The organism is Algoriphagus aquimarinus (assembly GCF_007997215.1).
Taxonomy (GTDB): Bacteria; Bacteroidota; Bacteroidia; order Cytophagales; family Cyclobacteriaceae; genus Algoriphagus; species Algoriphagus aquimarinus_A.
In genome coordinates this window covers 74930-91680 of record NZ_VORW01000013.1, presented here as the reverse complement: position 1 = coordinate 91680, position 16751 = coordinate 74930, and the positions used below count along the sequence as shown (strand labels likewise).

Here is a 16751-nt window from a genome sequence, read left to right as displayed (position 1 = left end):
CTTAGGAAAGTAGATTTTGTCTAAGGATAAACTCCAGCTGATCATTTGATTTGATCAAGGCTTGAGTCAATTTTTCATTTTCTCGACGAAGCTGATAGATTTCAAAAGCATTTTTTATGACGGTTCGTAGGTAGTCTTCCTCCCAAGGTTTAGTCAGGTAGTGATAAACTTGCCCCTTGTTAATCGCATCAATAACAGCCTGAATATCTGTGTATCCCGTCAATAGAATCCGGATTGGGTTTGGATAAATAGGGATGATAGATTCTAAAAATTCCACACCAGTTTCCCCTGGCATTCTTTGATCGGTAATTATGATGTCGACTACTTGTGTTTTTAGTGTTTCACGAGCGGTATTAGCGTCTATTGCTAAGAAAATGGCATAATCTCTTCTAAAAGTAGCCTTAAATGCTTGAAGATTATTTTCTTCATCATCTACGTAAAGGATTTTGATTTTTTCCTGCGGTGTGCCTTCCATTCCACAAATTTGATTAAAATCGATTGATACATTACAATTTAAAGACTCTTTTCTTAAAAATAAACTTACCCTTCTTTAATTAGTATTTAATAAGCTGTTGATAATCACTCAAAATACTATATTTAAGGATGAGTAAAATAAAAACTAAATAATTGGACTTATAACTGAAAAAACTAACTTTACTCAGTCTTGTCACCCCCGATAATATAAATGCTTCCTAGTTCACAATTTGATTTCCACCGTCAGATTTCTCCTATTATTTATCAGTTAAATGATTTACAGGATATTCTTAAGGTAAAGGAATTACTTGATTCACCTTATGTACGTGCTGTTGATCAGCTAAATAGTCAGATGGCTGAGTTGATCAAAGCAAAGAATCCCGCAAAATCATTTTCTGATTTAGAATTAGCTGCTCTTGTTTCTGATTTTTTTAGGGAAAATGATAGAGAAAAGTATGGAGCATGGGTTTTCTTTCCTTGGAAGAATATCTTGGTAAGATTGCTTCCGGAAGAAGAATTTGTTCTTGTAAGGACCCAGAGAAATAATTATAAAATTACTTCCAAAGAGCAGGAAGAACTTAGGAAGAAAAAAATAGGGATAATTGGATTATCTGTTGGGCAGAGTATTGCTTTTGCAATCGCATTAGAGAGAGGTTGTGGTGAACTCAGACTTGCAGATTTCGATACCTTGGAATTAAGTAATCTCAATAGAATAAAGGCTGGAGTAACAGACCTTGGAGTGGAGAAAGTAGTCATTGCAGCTCGGGAGATTTCTGAAATTGATCCATACTTGAAAATCACAGTTTTTAGAGATGGTATAAGTGAAGAGAATATAGGTGATTTTCTTAGTGGAGGAGGAGACCTAGATCTTTTAATAGATGAGTGTGATAGTTTAGATATTAAAGCGCTAGCTAGGGAAAAGGCGAAGGCTAAGCGTATCCCTGTATTAATGGAGACCTCAGACCGAGGTATGCTAGATGTAGAAAGGTTTGACTTAGAGCCAAATAGAGCTATTTTTCACGGATTAATTGGTGATCTTAAATTTACTGATCTTCAGGGACTGACTAGTAAGCAGAAAGTCCCAATGGCTTTAAAAATTACAGGGATTAGCACTGTTTCTACTAGAATGAAGGTGTCGCTTCTAGAGGTGAATCAAACGATTGCTTCATGGCCGCAGCTGGCGTCCGCTGTGTATCTAGGAGGAGCTACAGTTTCTCATGCTTCTCGTAAATTGCTACTTGGTGAAAAAATTGAGTCAGGAAGATACTATGTGGATCTTGATGAATTAATTAAAAAAGAAAGTGAAGAGATTCCTTTAGTTTCAAAGAAGTCAGTTAAGGCTACGGAGGATTTTGTTCAACATCTTCCTGCTGGGAAATATAAATCAACGTATAAGTTAAGTGAAGAAGAGTTAAAATATTTGATACAAAAGGCGAATACTGCTCCTTCAGGAGGTAATAGCCAACCATGGAAGTGGATTTTTGATAAAGAAGGGGTTTTACATTTGATTCATGATAAGGATAAAAGTGAATCACTCCTTGACTATTTAGGTACTGGATCTTTGCTCGCTTTTGGCGCTGCATTGGAGATTATCAGATTGACGGGGGCAAATATGGGGCTTGAATTGAGTATCCATTATCAAATCGCTCAATTTGATGAAGATTTGATAGCCTCTGTTTTGTTCTATTCTAAAATAGACAGTCCATACACTGTTCTGCATGCTAACCTTGCTAAAGGGATTGATTTGAGGTGCACTAATAGGAAAAATGAAGAAAGAGAGCTAATAAGTCCTGAGGAAATCCAAGAGTTTAAATTATTAGCTGAAGATCTAGGAGTAACGCTAGAAGTTCAGGATGATTTGGGAGTGTTAGAGCAGCTTGCACCAATTCTAGGTGGAATGGATAGACTTCGCTTACTTCATGAGCAGGGTTACGCAGATTTTATGAATGAGATACGCTGGTCCGACAAAGATGCTAGAGATACTAAAGATGGTATAGACATAGCTACTTTAGAAATGGGCAACGTTGAAAGAGCTGCCATCGGACTTGTTCGCGATCCAGGAACGGTGGAATTCTTTAGAAAGAATGATTTGGGTTATGGGTTAACAAAAATTTCTGATCAAACTGTACTTACAGCTGGAGCTGTCATGATGCTAGAGGCAGATGAGTATACTCCTGAGGCATTTCTTAAGTCTGGTGCTGTTCTTCAGAGAGTTTGGATGAAAGCAAATCTTACTGGCTATAGTGTTCAGCCTATATCTGCGTCTTTATTTATTTTTCATAGAGTGAATCGAGAAGAAAGTACTGGATTTAATTCCGCGGAAAAAGAGCAGATTATACTTTTTAAAAGCCAACTCAATACTATATTTAATCTCGAGAATCAGAAAGAAGAGATGTTTATGGTACGAATCAATAGAGCAAGTGATCCTTCTATGCGCTCCTTTAGAAGAGATGTTTCTGAAAGTTTGATTATTCTATAAGCCTATGTTTAAACTTATAGCATTTAAGGCAGTGGATGATCCAGAAAGGTGTCAAAAATTTATAGAAGGACATCGACAGGTTCTTGAAAGTATAGGGGTGAAAAAGGTTACCTCAGCCAATGATCTTTGGGTGAAGAATCCTGATGTAATTGTGGTAATAGTGGAGTCCATGGAGGATGGTTTGATCTATGGTGGAGCAAGGGTTCATAAAGCTAATTCTCAATTTAAACTACCAATAGAAGAAGCCATAGAAGACCTCGATATTTCAATTAGAGGTATAATTAGTGAAGATATTGATGCTGGGACTGGAGAGATTTGTGGGCTATGGAACTCAAGAAAAATTACAGGATTAGGAATAGGGGCTATATTTATGTCAAAAGCCTGTCTAGCTTTAGCGCCTAAATTAGGACTTACTTCTCTTTATGCACTGTTGGCACCTACTACTGTCAAGCTTGGGCATGAAACGGGGTATGAAATTTTGAGCCAAATAGGTAACAATGGGACTTTTTATTATCCCAAGCTGGATTTGATTGCCACAGCTATGAAATTATATGATGCAATAAACCTTCCGTTAACTTCTCCGGAATTTAGAGAATCTGTAGCAATGATTCGGGAAAACGATCGCTTGGTAATTGAGGAAAACTATCGCGGTAGAAAAGTAGTGCTTGAATATACATCTTACATAGAATGACAAAAATATTTTTATACATCTCTTTTTTTGCTCTCCTATCTTCTTGTTCTAGTAAGTCTAGTGAACAGGATTTTGACTACTTAGGATATGTTATTGAATCGGATGCAGTTGATGATATTAACTCTTTTATCAATTACGATCCGGACTCACTCTTACCTATCACCAATCAGTATATTTCTTTAGGACATTTCGAGAAGTCTCTATTTATAAAACTGATAATTAGCGAGGATATATTTTTGACCGATGAGATTTTGCTGAGCTTTAATAATCCTATGTTAACGGAAATTGAAGTGTATGATGCCAATGCAAAAAAAGTAGCATCTCTCGGTAGAATGAATTTTACAAAGGATGATTACGGGAGTTTTTTTAATACCACATGGCTTTCTCAAGAGCAGGGGCTAACCTATTACGTTAAGGTAAATAGTTTTGGAAGTGTAACTGTTCCCATTGATCTGGTAGATGAAAACGATTTTCAGCTTACAATTGATGAGAGGAATGTGTTGTTTGGGATATATTTCGGTATTGTAATAGCTATGTTTTTTTACAATCTATTCCTTTGGTTTTCTACAAAGGATGGAATATATGGGATATACATTACCTACATTTTGGTAGTAGGTATGACTCAGGGGGTTATAGCAGGATATCTTGATGTATATCTTTGGCCAGGCAACCTATTTTTGAAGCAAAATTCCTATTTCCTATTTACAGTTTTAGTAAATATGGTGGGGATTTATTACTCCCTTAAGTTTTTGATAATTAAAGAGTTTAATAAAAATTTATGGCTGGCAGGTCTAGGTATAATAGGTGTATATATTCTGGTCTTCTTGGCCTTCTTTTTCGATCTCGGATCGATTAATTCTCGAGTACGTGTATTGCAAGTTTTTCTAGGTATAGTACCTTTCTACCTTCTATTTATATCGATTTATAGTTATAGAAAGGGGTATAGACCAGCTAAGTTTTTCTTGATTTCATGGTCATTATTGATTTTAAGTATGATCATTTTCTTACTTACTGATCTGAATATTATATCAAATAATTTTTTCACTAATTATGTATTTACTTTTGGTTCAGCATGTGAAGCGCTTTTACTTTCTTTTGCGCTAGCTGACAAAATAAATATTTTGAAAAAAGAAAAAGAGAAAGAGCAGCTAGAACTCGTAGATGCCTTGAACAAAAATGATCAACTGGTTCGCGAGCAAAATGCGATGCTAGAGGAAAAAGTCCGAATAAGAACTGATGAGTTGGAGCAAGTACTCCGTAATCTACAGAATACGCAGAGCCAGTTGGTAAATCAAGAGAAAATGGCTTCTCTTGGTCAGCTGACAGCTGGTATAGCTCACGAAATCAATAACCCGATCAACTTTGTGAGTTCTAATATCATGCCTTTAAAACGTGATATTAAGGACATAATGGAAGTTATAGAGTTTTATAGAGCCACGGGGGCAAAAGAATTTACGCTCGATTCACAAAAAGCAGCCAAGCAACTAGAGGAAGATTTAGAGCTTGATTATGTGCTTGATGAAGTGGAACAATTGCTGAAGGGAATGGATGATGGCGCTAGAAGGACAGTTGAAATTGTGAAAGGATTACGTCTTTTTTCACGTGTGGATGAGCAAGATGTTAAGAAAGTTGATCTCCATGATGGCATCAACAGCACGATTATCTTGCTAAATAGTACGATGCCAACGAAAATTCGAATCATCCGTGATTTCGGCGAGTTGCCATTAGTCGAATGTCTGGCGGGTAAAATCAATCAGGTATTTATGAATATTATCAACAATGCAGTTCATGCCTTGGCTGATCATATTGACACCATTAATGACCCTATTATAGAAATACGAACCAGATCTTTATTAGATTCTATAACGATTGAAATTATAGATAATGGTCCGGGTATGCCTGAGCATGTCAAAAAACGAATTTTTGAACCTTTCTTCACCACAAAAGCTGTAGGTAAAGGAACAGGTTTGGGTCTTTCAATAGTTTATTCTATTATTGAGAATCACAAAGGAACGCTGGAAGTAATTTCGGAAGAGAACCAGGGTACTACCTTTAAAATAACTCTTCCTATACATCAAAGTACCCAACGCTATGAATGATAAAATTCATGTCCTCTATATAGATGATGAGGATAATAACCTTAAGTCCTTCAGAGCTACATTAAGAAAAGATTTTAAAATTTTTACTGCTATTGATGCAGACGAAGGATTAAGAATTGCAAGGGAGGAAGAAGTTCACGTAGTAATTGCTGATCAGAGAATGCCCGGAATGACGGGAACGGAGTTTTTTGAGGAATTGGTGAAGTTTAATCCTGATCCGATTCGGATTTTGCTTACGGGATATTCGGACATAGCGTCAGTGATAGATGCTATAAACAAGGGTGAGGTATATAGATTTATTGACAAGCCTTGGAATATCGAGCAGATAAAAAACTCTATTAAAAATGCTGCGGATATTTTCTTCATGCGCCGCGAGTTGAAGGATAAGAATCTGAAACTCAAAAAGCTACATTCGGAGATGAATCAATTTGTGTATAGCTTATCACATGAGTTGAGAGGTCCGTTGATGAGTATTTCAGGCGTGTCCAAACTGGCTAAAATGGAACTGAAAGACCCGGAAGCTGCAGAGTATTTTGACATGATTGATAGTGCCACAGGAAAGCTGGATGATTTTATCTATAAGATGCTTGACTTCTATAGATCGACTAAAATTGATAATAAGATTACGAAAATCAACTTTAACGATATTGTAGATCAACAATTAGCTGCTTACAGAGCTAAATTTGACATAAAAGATATTCGTATCGATATTCAGATCAACCAAGAAAATGCTTTTTCCTCTGATGATGCGAAAATCCGAGTAATACTCAATAACCTCTTTAGCAATTCTGTACAATTTCAGCGAGTAGATCAAATCGAAAAAAGAATTAGCCTAAGAGTGGACGTAGCCGAATCCGAATCCGTTATTGTCTTGGAAGATAATGGGATAGGGATAGAGGAGAAGCATCATGCAGATGTATTCAATTTATTCACACGTGCTACCCAGAGAAATGTAGGGACCGGTTTGGGGCTCTATATGGTCAAAGAAGCCGTAGAGCAAATGGGTGGAAAAATTGATTTGGAATCAGTATTTGGTTCTGGGACTACTTTCAAAGTCACTTTGCCGAATATGAAATAATGACAGGTTACTGGTCATTTTCAAGCTAAATCCTATCTTTGCAAGTGCTTTGCGAGAAGCTTCACTTTTTATTAACTAATTCAAGATATTATGATTAATCCCTGGCATGACGTCAACATCGGGAAAAATGCCCCTGAATTCGTAACAGGAGTAATTGAAATACCTAAGGGTAGCAAAGGAAAATACGAGTTGGACAAGAAAACTGGCATGCTTATGCTTGACCGTGTGCTCTTCTCTGCGGTGCATTACCCAGCAAATTATGGTTTTATTCCACAGACTTTCTGTGAAGACCATGATCCATTGGATATCCTGATCATTTCTCAGATTGATATTCCTTCTATGTGTTTGGTGGAGGCAAAGGTGATCGGAGTGATGCGAATGATTGATGGTGGTGAAGCAGATGATAAAATCATTGCTGTTGCAGCTGGCGATCAATCGGTAAACTACATCAATGATATTGACGATCTTCCTCCACATTTGATGAAGGAAGTTCATAGATTCTTTGAAGATTACAAGAAGCTCGAAAACAAAGAAGTAAAAGTAGAAGACTTCCTAGGCAAAGAGGATGCGATGCGAATCATCCGAGAAAGCGTTGATCTTTATGATCAGAATTTCCGAACGAAACGATAAACAAGAAGCCTGAGATTGATCTCAGGCTTTTTTGCTTTTAGTGATTTTACAGCAAAGCACACAAAGGTTACGCGGAGAGCGCCGTTTGGAAATATAGCTCGTGTTACTACTTCAATTGTTGTCCTGCTTCTCCAGAAGCTGGACTGTCCATGACCATTCGTGATATACGAACGGTGGAGAAGACTTCCCACTTTTCACCTTTTACCACTTACTTCATTTTCAATTTCAGCAGCATCGGCATCATGCATCGGACATCATATCTTCTCACTTCTTCCCTTTCACCTTCTGTTTCCCCGCTTTTTTAGCTAAATATGCGACTAGGTCTGAATAGGCCTCATGTTCGTGATTAGATACTGAGATTGATTGTTGATCTGTAAAAGCTATGGTCACCTGGCGAAATTCCTTCTTATTAGCCTTCACGATTTCCTCCTCCCAAGCTAGAATCTGAGCAACTGGATAAGTTTTGGTGTATCCTCTCAAGGGTAGTTTGACGATGATCTGATCTCTCCCTGCTGTTATAAATCTATATCCAGCAAGCATTTTTACCAGAAGCATCAGGATCACCAAAGTGATCAGCGTACAGGCAATCAGATAAAACCAAATCCCGAAACTTCCTGTGTAGGCAAAATCTCTGAGGATATACACTAAACCCGAGATGAGAATGAGTAGCACTAGGCTCAATGAAATGTAAGTGGATACTTTAGGCTTAATGACCAGCATTGGATTCTTGGATTTCTTTTAATTTCTCTCGTGCAAAAGTCTCCAAATCCTCGAAAAAAGCGAAGAATATCACCTGAAATTCTGCTTCTTTCTCCAATAAGGCTAAATGTGCTACTTCCATCTTGGAATCAAAGCTGGTTCTTCGGGACATTCCTGTGAACGTTTGTTCGATTCCTTTAATTTCTCCGTATTTCAAAAGCCAATTATCCTGCACCATCCATTGAAACATATTTGCGAAGCGATCTGGAAAAAGTTGGCGGTAATGCTTCAGCGTACTAAAGGTTTTTTGGATAAAGTCCTCAAGAGGAATAGGTGAATATTTCTCCCAGTTTTTTGACAGGTAATAATCAAAGTAAATGTCTGTGATGACGGTAGAATAATGCCCAAATTTTGGTCTCAGATAACTCTGTCCTGCCCGTACAAGTGGATGCGTATCCGTGAACTTGTCTATTGCCCGATGGAGTTTAATCCCATTCTGGACTTCCTCTGGAAACGTGTTCATCATTTTCCCTTTCACAAAATCTCCCATGAAATTTCCCACAAGCACTTCATCTTGACCAAAAGAAAGATATGCGTGTGCTAGATAGTTCATTGAAATCGATTGGTTGGGAAAACACGGGAGGTTTTCATTAGTTTCGGGCTAAAATACGCATTGATGGACAAAGTCACGGAGGAATTAAAGAAAGGTCTGAAACTTTTAAAGCTGGAATGGCAGGAAGATCTTGCCCAATACAAGCAGAAATTTCTGAATTCCTCTCTTGCAGATAAGAAAAAGGCTGGCATCACTTGGCATCCTGTTCATTTGAAAAAGAGCAAAATTGGGATGGGTGAGCGTCTGCTGGTAGAAGTAGAGCGCTCAGATTCCAATTATGCATCAGCCTTTAACTCTGGTAAGTCTGTGTCATTTTTCAGCACTCATGAGTCGTATAATTCTTCTGAGGATCGAGTGAAAGGAGTGATCAATTTTGTGAAGCAAAATACCATGACGGTCACCTTGCAGGCCGATGAGTTGCCGGAATGGATGCATGGAAGCAAACTGGGAGTGGATTTGCTTTTTGATGAGGCCAGCTATAGAGAAATGGAATTTGCGCTGAAGCGGGTGATTTCTACTGAAAACAAGAGGGTAGAAGAGTTCAAAGAAATTCTCTTGGGGGAAAAGGCTCCTCAATTTTCCGTAAAGCAACTTGCACCAAAGTCCAATCTCAATTTCTCCCAAAACCTAGCCTGTGAGCTGATCGCCAATGCGAAAGATGTAGCGGTGGTTCACGGACCTCCGGGAACTGGAAAGACAACTACCCTAATCGAAGCGATCCAAGATTCGGTGATCGCCGGAGAATCGATTTTAGTCTGTGCTCCTAGTAATGCTGCAGTGGATCTTTTGGTAGAAAAACTGATAGATCGGGGAATTGAAACGTTGCGTCTTGGCCATCCAGCACGTGTGGAGGAGAAGATTTTGAATCAGACCTTGGATGCCAAAACAGCTTTTCATGCCAGCTACAGAGATCTGAAGAAGCTTCGCAAAGAAACTGACCAGCAGCTGAAAATTGCCAAGCAATACAAGCGCAATTTTGGGCACGCGGAGCGTGTCCAGCGCAAGATGATGTATGCGGAAGTTTCCCGACTGCGTGAAGCGTCCAAGTCACTGGAGGAATACATACAATACGATATTTATCAGAAGACAAAAGTCTTTGCCTGTACACTTGTGGGTGCTTCGTCCTACAATCTGAAAGGGATGGAGTTTGATGTGGTCTTTATAGATGAAGCAGCGCAGGGACTGGAAGCAGCAACTTGGATTCCGATTTTGAAGGCAAAGAAAGTCGTATTTGCAGGCGATCACTGCCAACTTCCACCTACGATTAAGTCTTATCAAGCCGCAAAAGATGGACTTGCAGAGACGCTTTTTGAGAAAGTGATCGCCAGAAAACCCCAAGCTGCCCAAATGCTGCAAGTGCAATACAGGATGCCTGAAGTGATTATGGGTTTTTCCAATGAGCAGTTTTACCAGGGGAAACTGATAGCTGATGAAAGTGCTAAAGCCCATGTTTTCCCATCAGAAGAAAGTGCCTTAGAATGGATAGATACCGCGGGTGCAGGCTATTCAGATCAGAAGGAGCTCGAGAGCTTAAGTACCTTCAATCCTGAAGAAGCGCTCTTTGCGGCGAAATACCTGAATGATCTTGTGGAGAGAATCGGCGTAGACAATTTCCTGCAAAATGATTGGACGATTGGCCTGATCGCACCCTATGGGGCTCAGGTTCGGAGATTGCGAGGATTGATTTTTGATTCAGAAGATTATCCCAGTTTGCAAGCAGTAAAAGAACAGATCACCATCGATACAGTAGATGGTTTCCAAGGTCAGGAACGGGATCTGATGATGATTTCCCTTACTCGATCCAATGAGAAAGGGGAAATAGGATTCCTCGCTGATACTCGGCGAATGAATGTAGCCCTGACCCGGGCGAAGCGTAAATTGGTGCTGATCGGAGATAGCAGCACCCTTGCCCAAAATCCATTTTTTGATAAATTGCTGAAGTACTTCGAGGAGCAGGATGGGTATAAAAGCGTGTGGGAGTTTTTGGAGTGATTTGAAGATTGAAAAATTTGAAGATTGAAAAATTCTAACTTGAAAACTCGGCAATCATGGGAAGGTGATCACTATGTTTAATCCAGTCCTCAACTTTGCCCATCTCTATTTTTTCTAGGTTGTTTCTGAATGCTGGGCTACCAAAAATGTAATCAATGTGGTAGGGTTTGTTTAGATTTTTCTGAAGGAAAAATGTGGGTTGTACTTCGCTCCCCTGTAGTTCTTCGAAGTAGGTATGATATAAACTTTCAATGTTAGTCTCCTTCAGTTCTCGAATAACATCTGAATGATTCCACCAGCGATCCCATTGATCCCATTTTACATTGCTGTTAAAATCTCCAGCAATAACAATCTCATTGAATTTTGATTTGTGCAATTGGATGAATTTCCAAAACTGACCTATGTAGCCAAAATTCGGTGATTTGTTAGAATGAGCCCAAACGCCGATAAACTGTGTGTTTCCATTTATGAGACAGGGTAAAAAATGCTTTACTGAATGGTCTTTGTAAATAGTAGGCCACTCAAGTTTTTCTAGTTTTATGTCACCTTTCACGAAAATCCCAAGCCCTTTATGTTTGCTGTCTCCAACCCAAAGGTGATTTTTCGCCCATTCTATATAGTCTAGATGGCCAGTTTCTAAGGGATTCTCGCATTCTTGAATTACATAGATATCAGCATCAAATTCATCTATAAAGTTGAATTTTCTCCTAAAAGCACCATTGCAATTCCACGTGACAATTTTCAAATTTTTCAATTTTTCAATCCGCCACGGCGGACAAGTTATTTCAACCTAATTCTTCCCAATAAAGTGATGGAGTCACAGATTTTTGAATATTGACAATTGAACATTGAGAATTGATAATTCTCATCAGTTTTTCGAAATCGTATTCTTCACTTTATAATGATAGTTCAGCGTGCTAAGAATATCGCCGTAGGAATCTGCAGACTTCAGTTGCTCATCAGACACTTTTCTACCTAGTAGTCGGCAAAGCAGTAAGCCGTAAACTCCATTGAGGCAGATCTGGATTTCATTTCCCAAATCTTGTCCTTCAGCTTGCATCACGGCTTCTATGATAAATGGCTTCGCCTTTCCATATGCTTCAAAGTAGGTAGGATCAGTTTTGAGCAGGTTCCAATGGATTTGTGCAAGTTCTGAAACTAACATATTCAGCTCATTCAGATGTCCTTTTTCCAGAATACCCTGATCCTTCATTTGAGCTAGAAGATCTAAATACCAATCGGCTATTTTGTTTTTTTCTTCCTCCGAAACGGGATATTTCTCTACTACGAAGGTTTTGATTTCATCTTCATTTCCTTGGTAGGATCTGATCAAATCCTCCATTTGGTACATATAAATAATGTATTCGGCAATGTTGTTTGACTTCTTGTTTTCGGCTACTGACTGCATTTGTACTGGGTTTTAGATCGGCAAAGGTAGGGAAGAAGTAGTAAAGCTGTTAATAATTCGCCGGCCTTTAGGCTGAAAGACTGCTTTCCTTCTATCTTAGCAAAATCATATCCAGTAAGGGTAAATAGCTTGTAAAAAGTCAGAATTCCAGTTAAAATATGAAGCAATTATTCTCCAATCTTCTTTTCAAAGTTTTTGTAGCCATCGTTTTGGGTATAGTTTTCGGCCTTTACCTACCAGAATCTATCAACAGGATTTTTGCTACGTTCAATGCGTTTTTTGGCCAATTCCTCAACTTTGTGATTCCTTTGATCATCCTTGGGCTGATTATGCCGGCCATTTCTGACCTAGGAAAAGGTGCTGGTAAAATGTTACTCATCACTGCAGCTATCGCTTATGGATCCACGTTATTCTCTGGGTTTATGAGCTATTTCACTTCCTCTACTATTTTCCCTTCCTTATTAGCTTCTCATGTGAATGAAGCTGCGGAAATCACTGAGGGGGGAAAGGATCTAATTCCTTATTTCAGCATTACTATCCCTGCTGTGATCGATGTGATGTCAGCTTTGGTACTTGCTTTTGTGATTGGCTTGGGACTTTCCTATCAGGAAAATTCCATGTTGAAAAAAGTGGTGAAGAATTTTGAGACAATCATCATGCAGGTGATCGAGAATGTAATCGTACCACTTTTGCCGATTTTTATTTTAGGGATTTTTGCAAATATGGCTTACAGCGGACAGGTCTATTCTATCCTTTCTGTATTCCTCAATATCATCGGGGTGATCTTCGCGATGCATATTTTTCTGTTGATCCTGCAGTATGTGATCACAGGTGCGATAGTGAAGAAGAACCCATTTAAACTGTTGGCTACCATGATGCCGGCTTATTTCACAGCATTGGGAACGCAGTCCTCTGCAGCGACGATCCCGGTTACTTTGGAGCAGACAGAAAAGAATGGAGTTTCTCCAAAGGTTGCTGGTTTTGTGATTCCGCTTTGTGCTACGATTCACCTTTCTGGAAGTATTATGAAAATCACGGCATGTGCCATGGCTTTGATGATTCTGGAAGGCGTTCCTTATGACTTTGGGATGTTTGTCGGATTTATTTTTATGCTGGGTGTCGCGATGGTAGCTGCTCCTGGAGTGCCTGGAGGAGCGATTATGGCGGCGATTGGAGTACTGCAATCCATGCTTGGATTCAGTGAGGAAATGATCGGTTTGATGATCGCTCTTTATATTGCCATGGATAGTTTTGGCACAGCTTGCAACGTGACTGGTGATGGCGCCATCGCTTTGGTAGTGGATAAAATTACACGGGAAAAGACGGCGTAAAAACGCAGATTTAAAAATCCCGAAAAGAATCCTTGCTATGGACTTGTAAGTCGGTTATTACAACAATCCTTCAATCACCTCAGGAAAGTGCTTGTGCTCCAAGGCATGCACTTTTTCTGCGATGGACTCTGGAGTGTCCTCTGAAGTGACTGGGGTGGAGGCTTGGAAAACTATTCTTCCTTCGTCGTAATTCTCATTGACCAGATGAATGGTGATGCCTGTCTCGGCGTCTCCAGCAGCTTTTACAGCTTCATGGACGAAGCTTCCATACATTCCTTTTCCTCCGTATTTTGGCAAAAGTGCCGGATGAATATTCACCATTCTATCAGGGAAAGCTCTCGTCAACTCAACTGGGATTTTGAGTAAAAAACCTGCTAGAATCACCCAATCGATGTTTTCTTCCTGTAATTTCTCCAGTAAAACACCTGCGTCCATTTCCTTTCGGGAAAAAGTAAAAGTAGGAACGCCGAATTTCTTTGCCCGCTCCAGCACAAAAGCTTCAGCCTTGTTGGAGGCAACAAGTGCAATTTCTGCTATTTCGGAATTCTGAAAATGCTCTATGATCTTTTCAGCATTACTGCCAGATCCAGAGGCTAAGATTGCGAGACGTTTCAAGGGAATATGCGATTTTGGTGGGTTGATGCGAAATTAAGGCATATCTCCCGTATAGGTAGATAACCTTTGAGGTTTTTTTCTAACCTCGAAGGTTTTAAAATTCAAATTCTGAATTCTCCCGCTCCCGATAGCTACCGGAGGCGCGAAGGTGCAGCTTGTTTTTAAAGTCTCTAGCGGCGGCGCTCCCGACAGCTGTACGGGAGGCGCAGCGAATTTTGGGTTGGCCCTTCGACTCCGCTCAGGGTGACAAACTGCAAACTGATCATTGCAAACTGATTACTGACAACTAACTTCTAACCTGCCCATTTCCTCTCACAATCCACTTATAGCTACATAGTTCTTTTAGAGCCATTGGGCCACGAGCGTGGAGTTTCTGAGTGCTGATGCCGATTTCGGCTCCAAGTCCGAATTGTGCGCCGTCCGTGAATGCTGTGGATGCATTTGCGTAAACAGCCGCAGCATCTACTTCTAGCAGGAATCGATCAATGGTTTCCTGATTTTCTGCTACAATCGCCTCAGAATGCTTGGACGAATAGGCTTCAATATGATCCAGTGCCTCATCCAGATTTGCTACGGTTTTGATAGCTAGTTTGAGTCCGAGAAATTCTGTTCCGAAATGTGATTCATCAGCTTTTGAAATCAGTTCACTGGAATTCAAAGCTTCATAGGCTTTCTCATCCGCATAAACCTGAACCTTTCTTTCCAGCATAGGTTGGATTAAGTCATTTAAGACAGGTAAGTGACTTTCATGAATCACGAGGCAATCAAGAGAGTTGCAGACGCTAGGCCTACGGGTTTTGGCATTGAAGATGATTTCCTTAGCCTTTTCCAAATCCGCAGATTCATCCACATAAGTATGCACGATTCCTGCCCCTGTTTCTATCACAGGCACTTTTGCATTTTCTCTCACGAAATTGATCAATCCCTGAGAACCACGTGGAATAATCACATCCACAAAGCCAACTGCTTCCAAAAGTGCTTTAGTGGCTGCTCGATCGGCAGGCAAAAGTTGGAATGCTGAAGTAGGCAAATCATTATTCTCCAAGACTTGATGAATCAAGCTCATGATCGCGCGATTGGAGTAATCTGCATCAGAACCGCCTTTCAACACCAGTCCGTTACCGGATTTCAGAGCCAGAGTGAATACATCAAAAGTTACATTTGGCCTAGCCTCGTAGATAATTCCAATCACGCCGAGAGGTACAGTAGTTTTCTCAAGAGAAAGCCCGTTTTCTAGGGTTTTGCTCTCCAGCACATGATGCAAAGGACTTGGTAAAGCGCTCACTTGGATGATTTCCCCAGCGATATTTTGGATTCGCTCTTCTGTCAGCAAAAGCCTATCGTACATAGGATTGTCCTGATCCATTCGATCCAGATCTTTTTGGTTTTCTTCTAGGAGAAAATAGGTGTTTTCCACCGCTAAAATCGCCAGGTTATGCAGGACTTGATTGACTTTCTCATTGCTGAGTCCAGTCAGTTTTCTAGCTCCTTTTTTTACTCCTTCAAATATATGTTGGTACTCAGTCATGATCGAAAATATATAGGTAATCGTAATGGATTAATGCTTTTTGGTTCTTTTGGCCAATCCTTTCATTGGCTACTTTGGAAGAATATTCCGCACGACCCAGACCGATTTTGTGTCCTGACTCATCGCGAATCAGCAAGATATCTCCCTTGGAGAACTCTCCTTCGAGTTTAATAATTCCTATCGGCAAGAGACTACGAATCACTTCGGCAGTTAGCGAGCTTTTTGCACCCTCATTGATGGTGACTTCGCCCACGTAATACTGTTCGCCGTGAGCTAGCCATTTCTTCGCGCCGTGCTTTGCTTTTTGAGGTTCAAACCAAGTGCATCGCAAGCTTTTGTCAGCAAACTCTTCCAAGACATTCTCTCGCTTGCCATTGGCAATAATCACTTGAATGCCGAGATCAGCCGATTTCTTGGCCATCGCGTATTTAGTGAGCATGCCACCGCGCCCGAAGGATGACTTGGAAGCAGAAATATAATTAGACACTTCTGGCATGCTGGAAGATACTTTTTCTATGAGTTCCGAACTTGGATCAGAGGGGTTTCCAGTGAAAATCCCGTCCACATTTGTCAGTAACATCATCGTGTCTGCATTGATCATCGCAGCGGCAAGGCTTGCCAGTTCATCATTATCCGTGAACATCAACTCGGTGATCGTGACCGTATCATTTTCATTGATGATGGGTAAAATACCCTGTGAAAGCAAGGCTTGCACACAGTTCTTCATGTTCAGGAAATGCTTTCTGTCACGAAAATCCTCCTTGGTCACCAGGATCTGAGCAACGGGCTGCTTATGCTTTTCGAAGAAGTTTTGGTATTGATTGATCAGGCGGATTTGTCCTGTTGAAGCCCAAATTTGCTTTTTGATCACAGGATTGAGTTTCTCTGGAAGTGGAATGGCCTGTCTCCCAAACGCTACTGCACCTGAGCTCACCAACACTACTTTCTTTCCAAGTGAAGTCAAATACTGGATTTGAGCCACAAGTTTCTCCATACGCTCCACATCAGGAAGTCCGTTTTCCTGAGTCAGGACATTTGACCCGATCTTGATTACAAGTAATTTGCTGTCTAGCATGATTGAAAAATTTGCCTGAAAATAGGCAAGATGGGGTGG

The 16751-nt window shown here is 40.1% G+C and carries 15 protein-coding genes; 7 read left to right on the top strand and 8 right to left on the bottom strand.

What is annotated here, in order from left to right; translation table 11 throughout:
• Position 1: 1 nt before the first annotated feature.
• On the bottom strand, positions 2 to 475 hold the full coding sequence (locus ESV85_RS16005) for a response regulator (RefSeq protein WP_146919348.1): 474 nt from the start codon (positions 473 to 475) through the stop codon (positions 2 to 4).
• 210 nt (positions 476 to 685) lie between these two features.
• Between ESV85_RS16005 and ESV85_RS16000 the strand changes: the two genes are divergently transcribed.
• The 5 genes from ESV85_RS16000 (at position 686) to ESV85_RS15980 (ending at position 7451) form a co-directional block, all read left to right on the top strand.
• Entirely contained in the window at positions 686 to 2953 is a 2268-nt protein-coding gene (locus ESV85_RS16000) for an Rv1355c family protein (RefSeq protein WP_146919346.1), read from the top strand.
• A gap of 4 nt (positions 2954 to 2957) precedes the next feature.
• The gene (locus ESV85_RS15995) at positions 2958 to 3644 is read left to right on the top strand and encodes a hypothetical protein (protein WP_146919344.1); all 687 of its coding nucleotides are present in this window, start codon (positions 2958 to 2960) and stop codon (positions 3642 to 3644) included.
• Positions 3641 to 5743 carry a 7TM diverse intracellular signaling domain-containing protein gene (locus ESV85_RS15990; RefSeq protein ID WP_146919342.1) on the top strand — a complete coding sequence of 701 codons (2103 nt, stop codon included), beginning with the start codon at positions 3641 to 3643 and terminating at the stop codon, positions 5741 to 5743. Before ESV85_RS15995 ends, ESV85_RS15990 begins: the two co-directional genes overlap by 4 nt.
• On the top strand, positions 5736 to 6821 hold the full coding sequence (locus ESV85_RS15985) for a hybrid sensor histidine kinase/response regulator (RefSeq protein WP_146919340.1): 1086 nt from the start codon (positions 5736 to 5738) through the stop codon (positions 6819 to 6821). The genes ESV85_RS15990 and ESV85_RS15985 overlap by 8 nt, the downstream gene beginning before the upstream one ends.
• A 90-nt stretch (positions 6822 to 6911) precedes the next feature.
• Complete coding sequence (locus ESV85_RS15980; RefSeq protein ID WP_092899840.1) at positions 6912 to 7451, top strand: inorganic diphosphatase; 540 nt, start codon at positions 6912 to 6914, stop codon at positions 7449 to 7451.
• A 264-nt stretch (positions 7452 to 7715) separates the two neighbouring features.
• Here ESV85_RS15980 and ESV85_RS15975 read toward each other — a convergent pair whose 3' ends face one another.
• Both ESV85_RS15975 and ESV85_RS15970 read right to left on the bottom strand, forming a co-directional pair.
• Entirely contained in the window at positions 7716 to 8171 is a 456-nt protein-coding gene (locus tag ESV85_RS15975) for a hypothetical protein (protein ID WP_146919338.1), read from the bottom strand.
• Positions 8158 to 8763: an ACP phosphodiesterase gene (locus tag ESV85_RS15970; protein WP_146919336.1), complete on the bottom strand. Its 606-nt coding sequence runs from the start codon at positions 8761 to 8763 to the stop codon at positions 8158 to 8160. Before ESV85_RS15970 ends, ESV85_RS15975 begins: the two co-directional genes overlap by 14 nt.
• A gap of 63 nt (positions 8764 to 8826) precedes the next feature.
• Between ESV85_RS15970 and ESV85_RS15965 the strand changes: the two genes are divergently transcribed.
• Positions 8827 to 10755 carry an IGHMBP2 family helicase gene (locus ESV85_RS15965; RefSeq protein ID WP_146919334.1) on the top strand — a complete coding sequence of 643 codons (1929 nt, stop codon included), beginning with the start codon at positions 8827 to 8829 and terminating at the stop codon, positions 10753 to 10755.
• A gap of 34 nt (positions 10756 to 10789) precedes the next feature.
• Here the strand turns inward: ESV85_RS15965 and ESV85_RS15960 are convergent, their stop codons facing one another.
• Both ESV85_RS15960 and ESV85_RS15955 read right to left on the bottom strand, forming a co-directional pair.
• On the bottom strand, positions 10790 to 11500 hold the full coding sequence (locus ESV85_RS15960) for an endonuclease/exonuclease/phosphatase family protein (RefSeq protein ID WP_146919332.1): 711 nt from the start codon (positions 11498 to 11500) through the stop codon (positions 10790 to 10792).
• Positions 11501 to 11623: 123 nt separating this feature from the next.
• Entirely contained in the window at positions 11624 to 12163 is a 540-nt protein-coding gene (locus ESV85_RS15955) for a DUF4924 family protein (RefSeq protein ID WP_146919330.1), read from the bottom strand.
• 158 nt (positions 12164 to 12321) lie between these two features.
• Here ESV85_RS15955 and ESV85_RS15950 point away from each other — a divergent pair, with 158 nt between their 5' ends.
• Positions 12322 to 13494, top strand: a complete 1173-nt coding sequence (locus tag ESV85_RS15950) for a dicarboxylate/amino acid:cation symporter (protein ID WP_146919329.1) — start codon at positions 12322 to 12324, stop codon at positions 13492 to 13494.
• 57 nt (positions 13495 to 13551) lie between these two features.
• On the opposite strand, the gene purN is transcribed toward ESV85_RS15950, so the two are convergent.
• The 3 genes from purN to proB form a co-directional block, all read right to left on the bottom strand.
• Complete coding sequence (purN, locus tag ESV85_RS15945) at positions 13552 to 14109, bottom strand: phosphoribosylglycinamide formyltransferase (RefSeq protein WP_146919327.1); 558 nt, start codon at positions 14107 to 14109, stop codon at positions 13552 to 13554.
• A 286-nt stretch (positions 14110 to 14395) separates the two neighbouring features.
• A complete protein-coding gene (locus ESV85_RS15940) occupies positions 14396 to 15637 on the bottom strand; it encodes a glutamate-5-semialdehyde dehydrogenase (protein ID WP_146919325.1) in 1242 nt (413 codons plus the stop codon).
• A complete protein-coding gene (gene proB / locus ESV85_RS15935; RefSeq protein WP_146919323.1) occupies positions 15630 to 16712 on the bottom strand; it encodes a glutamate 5-kinase in 1083 nt (360 codons plus the stop codon). The genes ESV85_RS15940 and proB overlap by 8 nt, the downstream gene beginning before the upstream one ends.
• Between the last annotated feature and the right edge of the window lie 39 nt (positions 16713 to 16751).